The organism is Paraburkholderia sp. JPY419, assembly GCF_050435705.1.
Lineage (GTDB): Bacteria > Pseudomonadota > Gammaproteobacteria > Burkholderiales > Burkholderiaceae > Paraburkholderia > Paraburkholderia youngii.
Genome location: NZ_JBNDKV010000004.1, coordinates 525,807 through 540,821 on the forward strand (window position 1 = coordinate 525,807; position 15,015 = coordinate 540,821).

Sequence of the window (15,015 nt, forward strand, 5' to 3'; positions counted from 1 at the left end):
GCTGCACGGTGGCAAAGCGGGGCCGCGCGTCGGCACTTTTTCGGAGCGACCATCATGACTGGCAACAGACCGCAATCCCTTACATCGCCCGGCGGCAACTCGAAACGCTCGCGTGCGGCCGCACTGTCGTTGCTGCTAGGCGCCGCCGCCTTCGCGTCGCCGCTTGCGCAGCGCGTCGCGTTCCCGGCGGAGAACGCCGTCGTCATCGCACCGCCCGCGCTCGATGAACCGCTCCCGGCGAGCACCGCACACGAGGAAACCGCAGTGCTCGCGGGTGGCTGCTTCTGGGGCGTCCAGGGCGTGTTCCAGCATGTGCGTGGTGTGACGCGGGCGGTGTCCGGCTACTCGGGCGGCTCACGCGACACTGCGCAGTACGAGACCGTCAGCGGCGGCGACACGGGGCACGCGGAATCGGTGCAGGTCACCTTCGATCCCGGCAAGGTCACCTACGGTCAGTTGCTGCAGGTGTATTTCTCGGTGGTTCAGGACCCGACCGAGCTGAATCGTCAGGGGCCCGACAGCGGCACGCAGTACCGCTCCGCGATCTTTCCGCTGAACGACGCGCAGCGGCGCGTCGCGCAAAGCTACATCGCGCAGCTCGACAAGTCGCACGTGTTCCCCGCGCCGATCGTCACAAAGACGGAGCCGTACAAGGGCTTCTATCCGGCCGAGTCGTATCACCAGAACTATCTGACGTTGCATCCCGATTCGGCCTATATCGTGTTCAATGACATGCCGAAAATCGCCAACCTGAAGCGCCTGTTCCCCAGCCTGTATCGCGACAAGCCGGTGCTCGTTCAAGCAGGGCAATGACCCGGCCGAACGGTCGCGTCGCGCTCGTCATCAATCTTCCACAGGCTTGGCGCATATCTTGCGAAGCGATGCTCCGTGGCCATTGTCCGCGTCACCGCGGCGCGCAAGCATCATGCGCACTGGCCACACGACCGCGCGGGTCACGCGGGCTCGCCGCGCCTCGTGCGCATCGCGCCGCCCGCGTCATCGATTGGAAAAATTACACGCCGTAAGTAGCAGTGCGGCGGTCGTCCGTGCTTTTTGGGTCCGCGCTGGACCCCGGGCGAAAACCTAACCTCATCGCGACGAGCGGATCGGAGGCTTCCGGTGGTGAACAGCCGTAGAAAGAAGCGGGGCGCCTCGCCCCGGCACAAACAAACCGGCATCGCGGCGAGCTCCTTCGTCGCCGCGACCTTGAGTGCGATGGCCTGCGTGCCGGGTGTGGTCCACGCGCAGACGCCGTCGCCGCTCGGCGAATGGCAATACTCGGTGGGCGTTCCGCTGCAGAAGATGTGGCAGCCGAACATTCCCGACTGGCAATTGCGCTTCGGCGTGGCCACGTCGTTCCAGCCGCGCTTCGAGGGATCGGACCGCTATCACCTGGTGGCCGGTCCGAGCATCGACGTGCGCTACAAGGATCTGCTCTTTCTGTCGAGCGGCGAAGGCTTCGGCGTGAACTTCGCGCAGGGCGAAAACTGGCGCATGAGTCTCGCCGCGGTATACGACCTCGGCCGGCGCGCCCAGGACGATCCGCAGGAACTCAACGGGCTCGGCAACATCAACCCGGCGGTAGGTCTGAAGCTTTCGGGCGAGTACGTCATTTCGAAGGATTTTCCGCTCGTGCTGCGCGCCGATATCCGCCGCTATTTCGGCGGATCGAACGGCTGGATCGGCGATCTCGGCGCCTATATGCCGATGCCCGGCAGCACGAAGCAGTTCTTCTGGTTCGCCGGCCCGAACGTGGTGCTCGCGGACTCCAAGTACATGAACAGCTGGTTCGGCGTCAATCAGGAGCAGGCTGCTCACTCGCAGTATCCGCAGTATCACGCGAGCGCGGGCTTCAAGTCGGTGGGTTTCGGTATCAGCGCGATCTGGCTGTTCAGCAAGCACTGGTTCGCGACCGCCGACGGCGCGTTCGAGCAGCTCGTCGGCAGCGCGGGCAACAGTCCGATCACGCGCAGCCGCGCGACCGGTGTCGCCGACGTATCGATCAACTACCGGTTCTGACGTAGCGTGCCGCGCAGCCCTTGCGCCGCGACTTCGTAGGTATAGCCCTTGCTGACTCCGTAATCGCGCGCCGCGACGCCTTCGTCGCCGCGCGCCCGAACACAAGGAGTCGATTCCCATGGCAGGTAAAGCGAATACCCAGAAGCCCGCGGTTCACGAAAACGGGGCGGCGCAGTCGAACGACGCGAAATCGAACGATCTCGAACGCAATCGCGTGAAGCCGCAAGGCGAGGCGCTGCGAACCAATCAGGGCGTCAAGATCGCCGACAACCAGAACACGTTGCGCGCGGGGCCACGCGGCCCGTCGCTGCTCGAAGATTTCATCATGCGTGAGAAGATCACGCATTTCGATCACGAGCGCATACCGGAGCGGATCGTGCACGCGCGCGGTTCGGCCGCGCATGGCGTCTTCAAGGTCTACGAATCGATGCGCGAGTACACCAAGGCCGCGTTTCTGCAGGATCCGGCCACCGAGACGCCGGTCTATGTGCGCTTCTCGACGGTGCAAGGTCCGCGCGGCTCGGCCGACACGGTGCGCGACGTGCGCGGCTTCGCGACGAAGTTCTACACGCAGGAAGGCAATTTCGATCTGGTCGGCAACAACATGCCGGTGTTCTTCATCCAGGACGCGATCAAGTTTCCCGATTTCGTGCATGCGGTGAAACCGGAAGCTCCGAACGAAATGCCGACCGGCGGGTCCGCGCACGACACGTTCTGGGACTTCGTTTCGCTCGTGCCCGAATCGGCGCACATGGTGCTGTGGACGATGTCGGATCGCGCGATCCCGCGCAGCTTCCGGACGATGGAAGGTTTTGGCGTCCACACGTTCCGCTTCGTCAATGCAGAGGGCAAGGCGCGCTTCGTCAAGTTCCACTGGCGTCCGGTGCTAGGCTCCTATTCGCTGCTGTGGGACGAAGCGCAGAAGCTCGCGGGCAAGGACCCGGACTTTCACCGGCGCGACTTATGGGAAGCGATCGAACGCGGCGACTATCCCGAGTACGAATTGGGCGTGCAGATCGTCGAGGAAGTCGACGAGCACAAGTTCGATTTCGATCTGCTCGATCCGACCAAGCTGATTCCTGAAGAGCTGGTGCCGCTGAAGATCATCGGCAAGATGACGCTCAATCGCAATCCGGACAACTTCTTCGCTGAGACCGAACAGGCCGCGTTCCATCCGGGGCATATCGTGCCGGGCATCGATTTCACCAACGACCCGCTGCTGCAAGGGCGCTTGTTCTCCTACACGGACACGCAGATCAGCCGCCTCGGCGGCCCGAACTTTCACGAGATTCCGATCAACCGGCCGGTCTGTGCGTCCGTCAACAATCAGCGCGATGCGATGCATCGACAGGCGATTCACGTCGGCCAGGCGTCGTACGAGCCGAACTCGTTGAACGAGGGCTGGCCGAAGGAAACCGATCCGGCCGCCGAAGATGGCGGCTTCGACAGCTATCAGGAACGCGTCGAGAGCACGAAGATTCGCGTGCGCAGCGACTCGTTCGCCGATCATTTCTCGCAGGCCGCGCTGTTCTACAACAGCATGTCGCAGCCAGAAAAAGACCATATCGCGGCGGCCTATCTGTTCGAACTGGGTAAGGTGACGAAGCCCGAGATTCGCGCGCGCCAGGTCAACGAGATCCTCGCGAACTTCGACGCCGGTCTCGCCGCGAAAGTGGCCGTTGGACTCGGTCTGCCGGCGCCGAAGCAGGGCACGGCCAGGCTGGTTGGACCGAAGGCGTCGCCGGCGTTGAGTTTGCTCAATCGCGTAAAGCCCGGCATCAAGACCCGCAAGATCGCGCTGCTCGCCGCGCCCGGTTCCGATGCCGCGGCGATCAAACAGCTGCAGCAGGCGCTCAAGGGCGAAGGCGCGACGCCGATGCTGATCGCACCGACGCTCGCCGGGATCGATGGCCTCGCACCCGACGCGACGATCGCCGGGCTGCCGTCGGTGATGTTCGACGCGGTGATCGTCGTCGGCGGCGAGAAGGGGGCGAAGGCGCTGACGCAATCGGGCGATGCGAGGCACTTCGTGCTCGAAGCGTTCAAGCATCTGAAGGCGATCGCGGCGCTCGGCGCGGGGCGCGAGTTGCTCACGGCCGCGCAGTTGCCCGCGCAGTCGGACGGCGTCGCGACCGGCGAGGATTCGCAGTGCGCCGATGTGTTGAAGGCGTTCATCGAGGCCGCCGGGCAGCATCGCGTTTGGTCGCGCGCGGCGCAGGCGGAATCGGTGCCCGCCTGAGCGGGCCGGGCAGGTTGCGCTGCCGCGTTAGACACTAAACGGTGCTGAGCGTAGCCGCGATGCGGCGTGTCGATGATCTGCGTTCTATGCAGGAACCTGGCCGGTGCGAGCCGGCCAGGTTCTTTTTTGCATTGCGCGCCGCACGCGAGCGCTCGCACGAGCGTGCCGCGCCCTGCCAGCAAGGCTCAGCCAGCCGCTTTCCGCTACAGGATGAGCGTCGTCCTTGTATGATGACGGCGGTCGCTTCGCGGTACTCAACACCGTGCGCAGACTCGCAAAATATTCCGCATCGACCCGATTCGCCATGCCACTTACAGGAAAAATGACCGCATCGCAGGCCGTCGATCAACCTCGTTTCCGCCGCATCCTTCGCCGCAATATCGCGCTGCCTTTGGGCGTCGGCCTCGTCACGATGGCGCTGTTCGTCGGCCTGATCGCTTACCTCGTGTCGACGATGAGTTGGGCCGAGCACTCCGAGCGCGTGATCGGCGACGCCAACGAAATGCTGCGGCTCGCGGTCGATCGCGAATCGTCGATGCGCGGCTTTCTGATCACCGGTGACGAGAGTCTTCTCAGACCGTATGAAAACGGCGGCCCGAAATTCAACGCGCAGCTCGAAAGCTTGCGGAAGCAGGTCGCCGACAACCCGCTGCAAATCGCGCGGCTCAAGCAGATCGAGGCGTTGCAGCAGCGTTGGACCCGCTTCGCCGAAGCGATCATCGACGCGCGCCGGCGCAACCTGAACTACGAGAGCGCGATCGCGGCGGGGCGCGGCAAGGTCGAATTCGACGAAATGCGCCGCGAATTCGACGATTTTCTCGATGTCGAATTGCGGCTGCGCCAGCAGCGCGCCGAAGCGACGCGCAATGTGACGGCGACGCTGGTCGGCCTGTTCCTGCTGTTCAGCCTCGGCGTCAGCGGCCTGCTCGCATGGCGAGGTCGTCGCGAACTGCTGGACCTGTCGGAGACCTACGACAGTGTGTTGCGTCAGCAGGCCGAGCAGACCACGCTGCTCGAGCAGCAGGTCTGGTTGCGCTCGGGCCAGCGCCTGCTAGCGGACAAGGTCGTCGGCCAGACGAGCGCGCCGCTCGTCGGCCGCGCGATGCTCGAGTTTCTCGCCCAGTATCTCGATGCGGTCGTCGCCGCGCTGTACGTGCGCGACCGGCAAAGCGGCACGCTGCGCCGCATCGCCGCGTATGGGTACAGCCGCGACAGCGAACAGACCGCCGCCCTGAGTTTCGAGGAGGGCGAAACGCTGGTCGGCCAGGCCGCGCGCTCGCACCGCACGCTGGTGCTGCGCGACGTGCCCGCCGATTATGTGCGGGTCACGTCGGCGACGGGTAGCGGCGCGCCGCGCAATCTGCTGATCCTGCCGATCGACAACGACGGCCAGGTCAACGGCGTCATCGAAATGGGCTTCCTGCGCGAAGTGAGGCCGCGCGACGAAGAGTTCATGGAGCTGATCCGCCACAGCATGGGCGATTTTCTCGAAGCGGCGCTGTATCGCGAGCGCCTGCAGGATGCGCTCGCCGAGACGCAGCAGCTCAACGAGGAGTTGCAGGTCCAGCAGGAGGAATTGCGGGTCTCCAACGAAGGTCTCGAGGAACGCGGCCGCGCGCTGATGGAATCGCAACGGCGCCTCGAAGCGCAGCAGGCCGAGCTCGAACGGACCAACGTGCAGCTCGAGGAATACGCGCAGCGGCTGGAGCGGCAGAAAGCGGATCTGCTGCGCGCGCAGAACGATCTGGCGGCCAACGCGGAGCGCCTCGAACAGTCGAGCCGCTACAAGTCCGAATTCCTCGCCAACATGTCGCACGAATTGCGCACGCCGCTGAACAGCTCGCTGATTCTCGCGAAGCTGCTGCAGCAGAATCGCAGCGGCAATCTCACCGATGAGCAGGTGCGCTACGCGGAGACGATCTACGCGTCGAACAGCGATCTGCTGGTGCTGATCAACGACATTCTCGACCTGTCGAAGGTCGAGGCGGGGCAGCTGACGGTCGAACCCGAAACGGTGTCGATCGACGCGACGCTGCAATCGCTCGACGAAATGTTCCGGCCGATCGCGGCGACCAAGCACTTGCGGGTCGCTTTCGATAAGTTGCCCGGTACGCCGGATACGTTCGTCACCGACGGTCAGCGGCTCACGCAGATTCTGCGCAACCTGCTGTCGAACGCGGTGAAGTTCACCGAGCGCGGCGAGGTCACGCTCGAGGTCGCCAAGGTCGAGGACAACGTGCTGCGCTTCGACGTGCGCGATTCCGGCATTGGCATTCCGGCAGACAAGCTCGAAATGATCTTCGAAGCATTCCAGCAGGCCGATGGTTCGACGAGCCGTCAATATGGCGGCAGTGGTCTCGGGTTGTCGATTTCGCGCGAGTTTTCGCGGCTGCTGGGCGGGCGCATTACGGTCGCGAGCGAAGTCGGCAAGGGCAGCGTGTTTTCGCTGTGGCTGCCGCTCGAAGCGGGCGAGGCCGCGGACAGCGCGATCAACGCGGGCATGGGCGCGCAGGCGACGGCGGATACGCCGTTGCTATACACGCCGCTCGACGCGGCGCCCGCCGCGGTGATCTCGCCGGCGAATGGTCTGGCGAACCGGGCGTCGCCCGTCGCATCGCGCGACGCTTTGCAGCCCGGCACCGTCGAGCCCGCTGCTGCGCCGATTGCCGACGATCGCGACAACCGCACCCGCGCAGGCCGTCTGATCGTCGCGGTCGAAGACGATCCGCCGTTCGCCGCGATTCTGCGCGATCTCGTGCACGAACTCGACTTCGACTTCGTGCACGCGAGCGACGCCGCCAGCGGCCTCGCGCTGGTGCGAGACATGCGGCCGGCCGCGGTGCTGCTCGATGTCGGTTTGCCGGACCGCTCGGGCCTCACGGTGCTCGAATGGCTGAAGAACGATCCGCTGACGCGCCACATTCCGATTCATATCGTGTCGGCTACCGATCACGCCGACAAGGCGCTGCACCTCGGTGCGATCGGCTACACGCTGAAGCCGACCGCGCGCTCGACGATGGAGGCCGCGATCCGCCGCCTCGAAGCGCGGCTGCAACAGCGCCTGAAGCGCGTGCTGGTGATCGAGGACGACGCGCCGATGCGTGCAAGCATCCGCGCGCTGCTGCAAAGCGAGAACACCGAGATCGTCGCGGTCGCGACGCTCGCCGAGGCGTTCGAGCAACTGTCGACGGTGGCGTTCGACTGCGTCGTCACCGATCTCGCGCTGCCCGACGGCACCGGCTACGATCTGCTCGAACGTCTCGCCGCCAACACCGCGCATGCATCGCTGCCGGTGATCGTCTACACGGGCCGCATGCTGTCCGACGAAGAGGAGCACCGGCTGCGCCGCTATTCGAAGTCGATCATCATCAAGGGCGCGAAATCGCCGGAGCGTCTGCTCGACGAAGTCACGCTGTTCCTGCACAGCGTCGAGTCGTCGCTCGCGCCGGAGCAGCAGCGCATGCTGCGCACCGTGCGCCAACGGGACAATGCGTTCGAGGGCCGCACGATCCTGCTCGCCGAAGACGATGTGCGCAACATCTTCGCGCTGTCGCACGTGCTGGAACCGCTCGGCGCGAAGCTGCTGATCGCGCGCAACGGCCGCGAGGCGCTCGACGAACTGGAGAGCGGACCGGAAGTGCATCTGGTGCTGATGGACGTGATGATGCCCGAGATGGACGGCCTGACCGCGATGGGCGAGATTCGCCGCAATCCGCGCTTCGCGCATTTGCCGATCATCGCGCTGACCGCGAAGGCGATGGCGAACGATCGCACGCGCTGCCTCGAAGCGGGCGCCGACGACTACGTGTCGAAACCGATCGACGTCGACAAGCTCGTCGCGCTGTGCCGCGTGTGGCTGCGGCAGCGCTGACAGCGCGAGCGCAAGCACGCAAGCGAGAAACGCGATGAAACCGTCCGCATCCGACGTACCGCAGCGTCTCGGCGATTTCGACATCGAGCTGCGGCTGCTGCTCGAGGCGATCTATCTGAAGTATCAGCACGACTTTCGCCACTACGCGATGTCGTCGCTGCGCCGCCGCCTCGCGCAGGCGCTCGATGAATTCAACGTGGAGACGCTGTCGCAATTGCAGGACCGCATCATGCGCGACGGCAACGAGTTTTCGCGGCTGTTCCGGTACCTGACCGTGCAGGTCAGCGACATGTTTCGCGATCCGTTCTATTTCCTCGCGCTGCGCGAACACGTGCTGCCGCGCCTGCGCACCTATCCGTCGATCAAGGTGTGGGTCGCGGGATGCAGCACCGGCGAGGAGCTGTGGTCGCTGAAGATCCTGTTCGACGAGGAGGGCCTCACCGAGCGCACGTTGTTCTATGCGACCGACATCAACCCCGACGCGCTCGCGCGCGCGGAGGCGGGCATCTATGCGCTCGAACGCATCCAAGGCTTCACGCAGAACTATCTGGCGGCGGGCGGCACGCGTTCGCTGTCTGACTACTATCATGCAGCGTATGGCGGCGCGCGCTTTGCCGGCTCGCTGAAAGAGCGCGTGGTGTTCGCCGATCACAGCCTGTCCACCGACGAAGTGTTCCTCGAAGCGCATCTGGTGTCGTGCCGCAACGTGCTGATCTATTTCGACCGCGGCTTGCAGGATCGCGCGTTGGGGCTGTTCGAGAACGCGCTGGTGCGGCGCGGCTTTCTCGGCCTGGGCAGTAAGGAAAGCCTGCGGTTTTCGCGTCACTACCCGGCGTTCGACGAGTTCCGCGCGGCCGAGCGCATTTATCAGAAGCGTTAGCGAGGTCGCGATGCCATCCTTGAACGACGAACCTGCGATGACCCAGACCGCCGATGCCGGCGGCGCCGCGCACCCGCACGCGCCGCGCGGTTACGAGCTGGTCGTGATCGGCGGGTCGGCGGGCGGCATCGAGGTGCTCAACGTGCTGCTCGCCGCGTTGCCCGCGCGCTTCGCGGCGGCCGTGATGATCGTCATGCATCTGCCGCCCGATTCGCCGAGCTATCTGGTGCCGGCGCTCGCGCATCGCTGCGCGCTGCCGGTGCTCGAACCCGATGCGGGCGAGCTGATCCAGCCGGGCCGCGTGCACGTCGCGCCGCCCGGTTACCACATGCTCGTCGAAGTGGACCGCACGGTCGCGCTATCGACCGATGCGGCGGTGCGCTTCTCGCGGCCGTCGATCGACGTGCTGTTCGAATCGGCCGCCACGGTGTACCGCGAGCGGCTGCTCGCGATCCTGCTGTCCGGCGCCAACGACGACGGCGCGCTCGGCCTCGAACGCGTGCGCACGCTCGGCGGCACCGCATGGGTGCAGGACCCCGCCAGCGCCGGTTCGGCGGAAATGCCGCGCGCGGCGATCGCGCGTGGCGCCGCCGATGCGATTTTCAATCCCGAAACCTTGGCCAGGCGCCTTGCCGCGCTGCCGACTTCCCTCTGATCCGGTGCCATGACGAACTCACCTGTGAACATCCTGATCGTCGACGACATCGCCCACAACATCACCGCGCTCGAAGCATTGCTCGCGCGGCCCGACGTCGCGGTGCTGGTCGCCGACTCCGGCACCGCCGCGCTCGATCTGCTGCTCAAGCACGAAGTCGCGCTGGCGATTCTCGACGTCAATATGCCCGGCATGAACGGCTTCGAGCTGGCTGCGCTGATGCGCGGCAGCCCGCGCACCTCGCACGTCCCGATCATCTTCCTGACCGCGACCGCGCAGGACGCGTCGCGCACGTTCCGCGGCTACGAGGCGGGCGCGGTCGATTTCCTGTACAAGCCGTTCGATCCGCGCATCCTGCAGTCGAAGGTCGACGTGTTCGTGCAGCTGGAGCAGCAGAAGCGCCAGCTCGCCGCGCAACTGGTGACGACGCGCCAGATGCTCGAAGCGAACGAAATGCTGATGGCGGTGCTCAGTCACGATCTGCGCACGCCGCTCGGCGCGGTGCTCGCGTCGGCCGAATACCTGATGCGCACGGCCGCCGACGAGCAGGCCGCGACCGTTGCCGCGCGCGTGAAGAACAGTTCGCTGAGGATGGCGCGGATGGTCGATCAGCTACTGAACCTCGCACGCCTGCAAGGCGGACGTCTGCCGTTGCAGCCGCGCTCGATCGAACTCGCGACGCTGTGCCGCTCGGTGATCGATGAATTCGCGTCGCAGAAGGGCGGCAAGCAGATCGTGTTCACCTGCACCGGCAATACGGCCGGCGCGTGGGATACCGATCTCGTGTGGCAGGCGGTGTCGAATCTCGTCAGCAATGCGCTGCATCATGGCGCGCCGGAGGGCGAGATCGGCGTGGAGGTCGATGGCGAGGCCGAGGATTGCGTGCGGCTGAAGGTGTCCAATCGCGGCACGATTCCGGCCGAAGTGTTTCCGCATCTGTTCAAGGCGTTCGGGTCGAACGGCAACGGCGCGCGCTCGCGCGAAGGGCTCGGGCTCGGGCTGCACATCGTGCAGGAGATCGCGCGGATGCATGGCGGCGACGTCAGCGTCGTATCCACCGACGAGGCCGGCACGACCTTTACGATCGAATTGCCGAGGGTGGTGGCGTTGCAGCGGGGGTCGTTTACCCGGCGATAAGGCGTCGCTGACGAGTCGATCACGCCGGCAGCCCTGCGCCGCGCGCCCGCTGTGCTACGCTTGCCGCAACCCAATCCACGCAGCGCAAGCACGAATCCCATCATGCGTTCCTGGAGTCTCGCATCACCGCAGCGCAGCGGTCAGATCAGCACCGCGCGCGCCACCGACCTCGTCATGGCGATTTCGCACCCGGATGCCGACGCGCTCGCCGCGAGCATTCTGCAGACGGTGGGCGAATCATTGTCGCTGCCCGTTTCGCAGTGCACGATCTTCGCGTACGAGTTCGATGCGCGGCCGCGTACGGTGTCGGCAGCAGATCATCGCGGCGGGCATTTTCTGCGCGACGTCGCCGAACGCTACGCCGCGCATTTTTATGCGCTGGACGGCAATCGCGCGATCATCGGCCAGACCGACGGCAAGCGGCGCAGCGCTTCGCGCGATGCGCTGGTGCTGCATCAGCAGCGCGGCGACGAAATCGAGAATGAAGCGTATCGCGCGGTCTGCTACGCGCAGCCGAACGTATCGGACCGGCTGTCGTTGCTGGTGCAGCCCGCGGATAGCGTGTGGCTGTCGATCAACCTGTATCGCGACCGCGCATACGGCGTGTTCACACCGGGCGATCTGGAGCGGATCGAAAGCGTCGCGCCGCTGTTCGCGCATGCGGCCAAGGGTCATTACGCGCTGAATGGGCAGCATCAGCAGGGCACCGGCGCGGCGATGCTCGCGCGCGTGCGGCGCGCATGTCCGGCGCTGACGCCGCGCGAACTCGACGCGTTGCGTGGCACGCTCGAAGGCGCAAGCGCCGCCGAGATCGCCGGGCAGATGGGTGTGAAGCCGGCGAGCGTCGTCACGTATCAGAAGCGCGCGTATGCGCGGCTCGGGATTTCGAATCAGCGCCAGTTGTTCGCGCTGTGTATGCAGCCCTAGATGCGCGATGCGTCGCATCACGCATCAACTCCGCTTACCCCGCGCCTCGGCCTGCGTCTCCCGATCCCAGCGTTTCAACCACGGCATCACGAAATCCGCGAAACCATCGGCCGATGGCGACAGCGCCCGTTCGGTCGAGCGATACACGCACACCTCGCGAATCGTTTCCGGATCAACGATGCGCTTCATCACGAGCCCGAACGTGCGCGCGAGCGGCGCCACATAGGCCGGCGCGAGCGTGACCGCCAGCCCTTGCGCGGCGAGGCCGAACGCGGTGGTTACGTTATCGACGACATCGACCGGAATGATGCGTGCCTCGACCGGCAGATTAGCGCGCATCTGATCGACCGCGCGCTCGTGGTCGCGGCCGGTCGCGACGATCGGCACGTCGCGCAGATGCTGCCACTGCACGCGGCGGCGAGCGGCGAGCGGATGCGCGGCCGCGCACCACATGACCCACGGACTCGCGAACGCGGCCTCGGAGCGCACGCGCGGCCCGCTTTGCCGGTCCGGGCCGATCGCGAGATCGATATCGCCGCTCTCCACGCGCTCCACCAGTTGCTCGACCACGGTATCGCAGACCCGCACGACCACCTTCGGCTTGCCGCGCGCGTACGCGGCGATCGCCGCGGGCAGCGCCGTCGATGCGATCACGAGCGGCGCGCCGACCCGCACGATGCCGGCCGCGCGGTTGCGGATGTCGTCGGCGGATTGGGCGGCCATGCGCACGTGGCGCAGCACCGATTCGGCCGACGCCAGAAAGTCCTGCCCGGCGCTCGACAGCGCGACACGCCGCGTGGTGCGATCGAACAGCCGGAAGCCGAGCTCCGTTTCGAGCTCGGCAAGCAGTTGGCTGACCGCCGACGAAGTCAGCCCGAGCCGCTCTGCCGCCGCGCCGATGCTGTGCAGATCGACGATGGCTAGGAACGCTTCGAATTGGCGGATCGTGACGCGGGTAAGAGGCATACGATCGATTCTAAAGAAAAACTTACGAATCGTGAAAAATCGATTGATTGTGCGCGGCCCGGCGGCGACCGACACTCGTGCGGGTCGACTTAGCCCGGCAAACCCGCTTAGACTTAAGGTTTGCCCTGTCGTCACGCGGCGCGCGGACGACCGCTACCACAGGCCTGCACAGGCCGTCTTCAAGGACCCGTCATGTTCGACCATATTCCCGCCTATCCGGGCGACCCGATTCTGAGCCTGAACGAAGACTTCCAGCTGGACCCCCGGCCGAACAAGGTCAACCTCAGCATCGGCATCTACTTCGACGACGCCGGCAAGCTGCCGGTGATCGACGCGGTGCGCCGCGCCGAAACCGCGCTGCTCGACGCGATCGGCCCGCGCTCGTATCTGCCGATGGCGGGTCTGCCGCTCTATCGCGACACCGCGCAGGCGCTGGTGTTCGGCGCCAATAGCGCGGCGCGCGCCGAAGGCCGGATCGCGACGCTGCAAACGCTCGGCGGCTCGGGCGCGCTGAAAGTCGGCGCCGATTTCCTGAAGCGCTATTTCCCCGGCTCGCAGGTGTGGATCAGCGACCCGAGCTGGGAAAACCATCGCGTGATATTCGAAGGCGCGGGCCTGACGGTCAACACCTATCCGTACTACGACCCGCAAACGGGCGGCCTGCGTTTCGCCGAGATGCTCGCCGCGATCGACGCATTGCCGGAAAAGAGCGTCGTGCTGCTGCACGCGTGCTGCCATAACCCGACCGGCGTTGATCTGAGTCCGGCGCAATGGGCGGAACTGGCGCCGGTTTTGCAGCGCCGCAAGCTGATCGCGTTCGTCGACATGGCCTACCAGGGTTTCGGCGCGGGCCTCGAAGAAGACGCCGCACCGGTGCGCCTGCTCGCCGACGCGAACGTGCCGCTGATCGTCGCGAACTCGTTCTCGAAGAATTTCTCGCTGTATGGCGAGCGTGTCGGCGCGCTGAGCGTGGTCTGCAAGAGCGCCGACGAAGCGGCGCGCGTGGCGGGTCAGCTGATGTCGGCGGTGCGGGCGAACTACAGCAATCCGCCGACGCACGGCGCGCGTCTCGTCGCCAACGTGCTCGCCGATGCGACGCTGCGTGCGTCGTGGGAAGCCGAGCTCGGCGCGATGCGCGAGCGCATCCTCGCGATGCGCAACGTGATCCACGCGGGGCTCGACGGACGCGTCGATGAAGTGATGCGCGCGCGCTATGTCGCTCAGCGCGGCATGTTCACGTACACAGGCCTGTCCGAAAGCCAGGTCGAGCGTCTGCGCAACGAATACGCGGTGTACGTGCTGCGCTCCGGCCGCATGTGCGTCGCCGGGCTGAACGCGCGCAACGCGGACTATGTCGCGTCGTCGATCGCGGCGGTGGTGTCGGGCGCCTGAAGCCGTCCGGCGGTCCAGCCGCTGTTGCGGCACACGTGAATAGGGTGGCGGCGCGCATGGCCGCGCCGTCACAACCACAATCATGGAGACACCGACGATGGCCACGACCCTCGAAGCGCAATCGGCGAGCTTGCCCAGACCGGCCGCCGCGATGCATCCGGACGAATGGCAGGCGCGCGTGCAGCTCGCCGCGTGCTACCGGATTTTCGATCTGCTCGGCTGGACCGAGATGATCTACAACCACATCACGCTGCGCGTGCCCAAAAGCGTCAGCGGCGACGAGCGTCACTTCCTGATCAACCCGTTCGGGCTGCACTACAGCGAAGTGACCGCGAGCAATCTGGTGAAGATCGATGCGCAGGGGCGGGTGCTCGACGGCTCGCCGTATCCGGTGAATCCGGCCGGCTTCGTCGTGCACGCGGCGATTCACGGAGGCTTGCCCGACGCGCACTGCGTGATGCACACGCATACGACCGCGGGCGTCGCGGTGGCCTGTCTCGAAGAGGGCCTGCAGCAGACCAACTTCTATAGCGCGCAGTTGCACGACCGGATCGCGTATCACGACTTCGAAGGCATTACGATTCATATGGAAGAGGGCCCGCGGCTGCTCGCGCATATCGGCGACAAACAGGCGGTGATCCTGCGCAACCACGGTCTGCTATCGTGGGGACGGACGTTGCCGCAGACCTTCGCGATTCTGTGGACGCTGAATCGCGCGTGCGAAATCCAGATGGCGACGTTTTCGATGGGGCGCGCGCGGCCGGTGCCGGAGGAGGTCGCGATTCGCTGCTCGCGCGACGCGTTGCAGTTCGACCCGCGCCACGGCGCCGGGCAGGACGTGTTCGATGCGCTGGTGCGGCGGGTCGACCGGATCGATGCGAGCTACCGGCAATGATTGAAGCCACGCATAAAAGAGCGCGACAATCAAC

At 65.6% G+C, this 15,015-nt stretch carries 10 protein-coding genes and 1 pseudogene; 10 read left to right on the top strand and 1 reads right to left on the bottom strand.

Annotated elements, in window-relative coordinates; translation table 11 throughout:
- The first annotated feature begins 54 nt into the window (after nt 1–54).
- From msrA to QFZ91_RS30980, 8 genes and pseudogenes are all read left to right on the top strand, one after another.
- Nucleotides 55–813: a peptide-methionine (S)-S-oxide reductase MsrA gene (gene msrA / locus QFZ91_RS30945; RefSeq protein ID WP_429569503.1), complete on the top strand. Its 759-nt coding sequence runs from the start codon at nt 55–57 to the stop codon at nt 811–813.
- A 306-nt stretch (nt 814–1,119) separates the two neighbouring features.
- Nucleotides 1,120–2,019, top strand: a complete 900-nt coding sequence (locus QFZ91_RS30950) for a MipA/OmpV family protein (RefSeq protein WP_429569504.1) — start codon at nt 1,120–1,122, stop codon at nt 2,017–2,019.
- A gap of 106 nt (nt 2,020–2,125) precedes the next feature.
- Nucleotides 2,126–4,258 (top strand): annotated as a pseudogene (katE, locus tag QFZ91_RS30955) (catalase HPII); the annotation flags it as partial.
- A 322-nt stretch (nt 4,259–4,580) separates the two neighbouring features.
- The gene (locus tag QFZ91_RS30960) at nt 4,581–8,129 is read left to right on the top strand and encodes a response regulator (RefSeq protein WP_429569505.1); all 3,549 of its coding nucleotides are present in this window, start codon (nt 4,581–4,583) and stop codon (nt 8,127–8,129) included.
- A 34-nt stretch (nt 8,130–8,163) separates the two neighbouring features.
- Nucleotides 8,164–9,009, top strand: a complete 846-nt coding sequence (locus QFZ91_RS30965; protein WP_429569506.1) for a CheR family methyltransferase — start codon at nt 8,164–8,166, stop codon at nt 9,007–9,009.
- A 37-nt stretch (nt 9,010–9,046) separates the two neighbouring features.
- Nucleotides 9,047–9,664 carry a chemotaxis protein CheB gene (locus tag QFZ91_RS30970; protein ID WP_429570919.1) on the top strand — a complete coding sequence of 206 codons (618 nt, stop codon included), beginning with the start codon at nt 9,047–9,049 and terminating at the stop codon, nt 9,662–9,664.
- Between the two features lie 9 nt (nt 9,665–9,673).
- Entirely contained in the window at nt 9,674–10,801 is a 1,128-nt protein-coding gene (locus QFZ91_RS30975; protein ID WP_429569507.1) for a hybrid sensor histidine kinase/response regulator, read from the top strand.
- A gap of 102 nt (nt 10,802–10,903) precedes the next feature.
- Nucleotides 10,904–11,728 carry a helix-turn-helix transcriptional regulator gene (locus QFZ91_RS30980; RefSeq protein WP_429569508.1) on the top strand — a complete coding sequence of 275 codons (825 nt, stop codon included), beginning with the start codon at nt 10,904–10,906 and terminating at the stop codon, nt 11,726–11,728.
- Nucleotides 11,729–11,752: 24 nt separating this feature from the next.
- Here QFZ91_RS30980 and QFZ91_RS30985 read toward each other — a convergent pair whose 3' ends face one another.
- Nucleotides 11,753–12,694, bottom strand: a complete 942-nt coding sequence (locus QFZ91_RS30985; RefSeq protein WP_429569509.1) for a LysR family transcriptional regulator — start codon at nt 12,692–12,694, stop codon at nt 11,753–11,755.
- A gap of 192 nt (nt 12,695–12,886) precedes the next feature.
- Between QFZ91_RS30985 and QFZ91_RS30990 the strand changes: the two genes are divergently transcribed.
- A complete protein-coding gene (locus tag QFZ91_RS30990) occupies nt 12,887–14,086 on the top strand; it encodes an amino acid aminotransferase (protein ID WP_429569510.1) in 1,200 nt (399 codons plus the stop codon).
- A gap of 97 nt (nt 14,087–14,183) precedes the next feature.
- Complete coding sequence (locus tag QFZ91_RS30995; RefSeq protein WP_429569511.1) at nt 14,184–14,981, top strand: class II aldolase/adducin family protein; 798 nt, start codon at nt 14,184–14,186, stop codon at nt 14,979–14,981.
- The last annotated feature ends 34 nt before the right edge of the window (nt 14,982–15,015 follow it).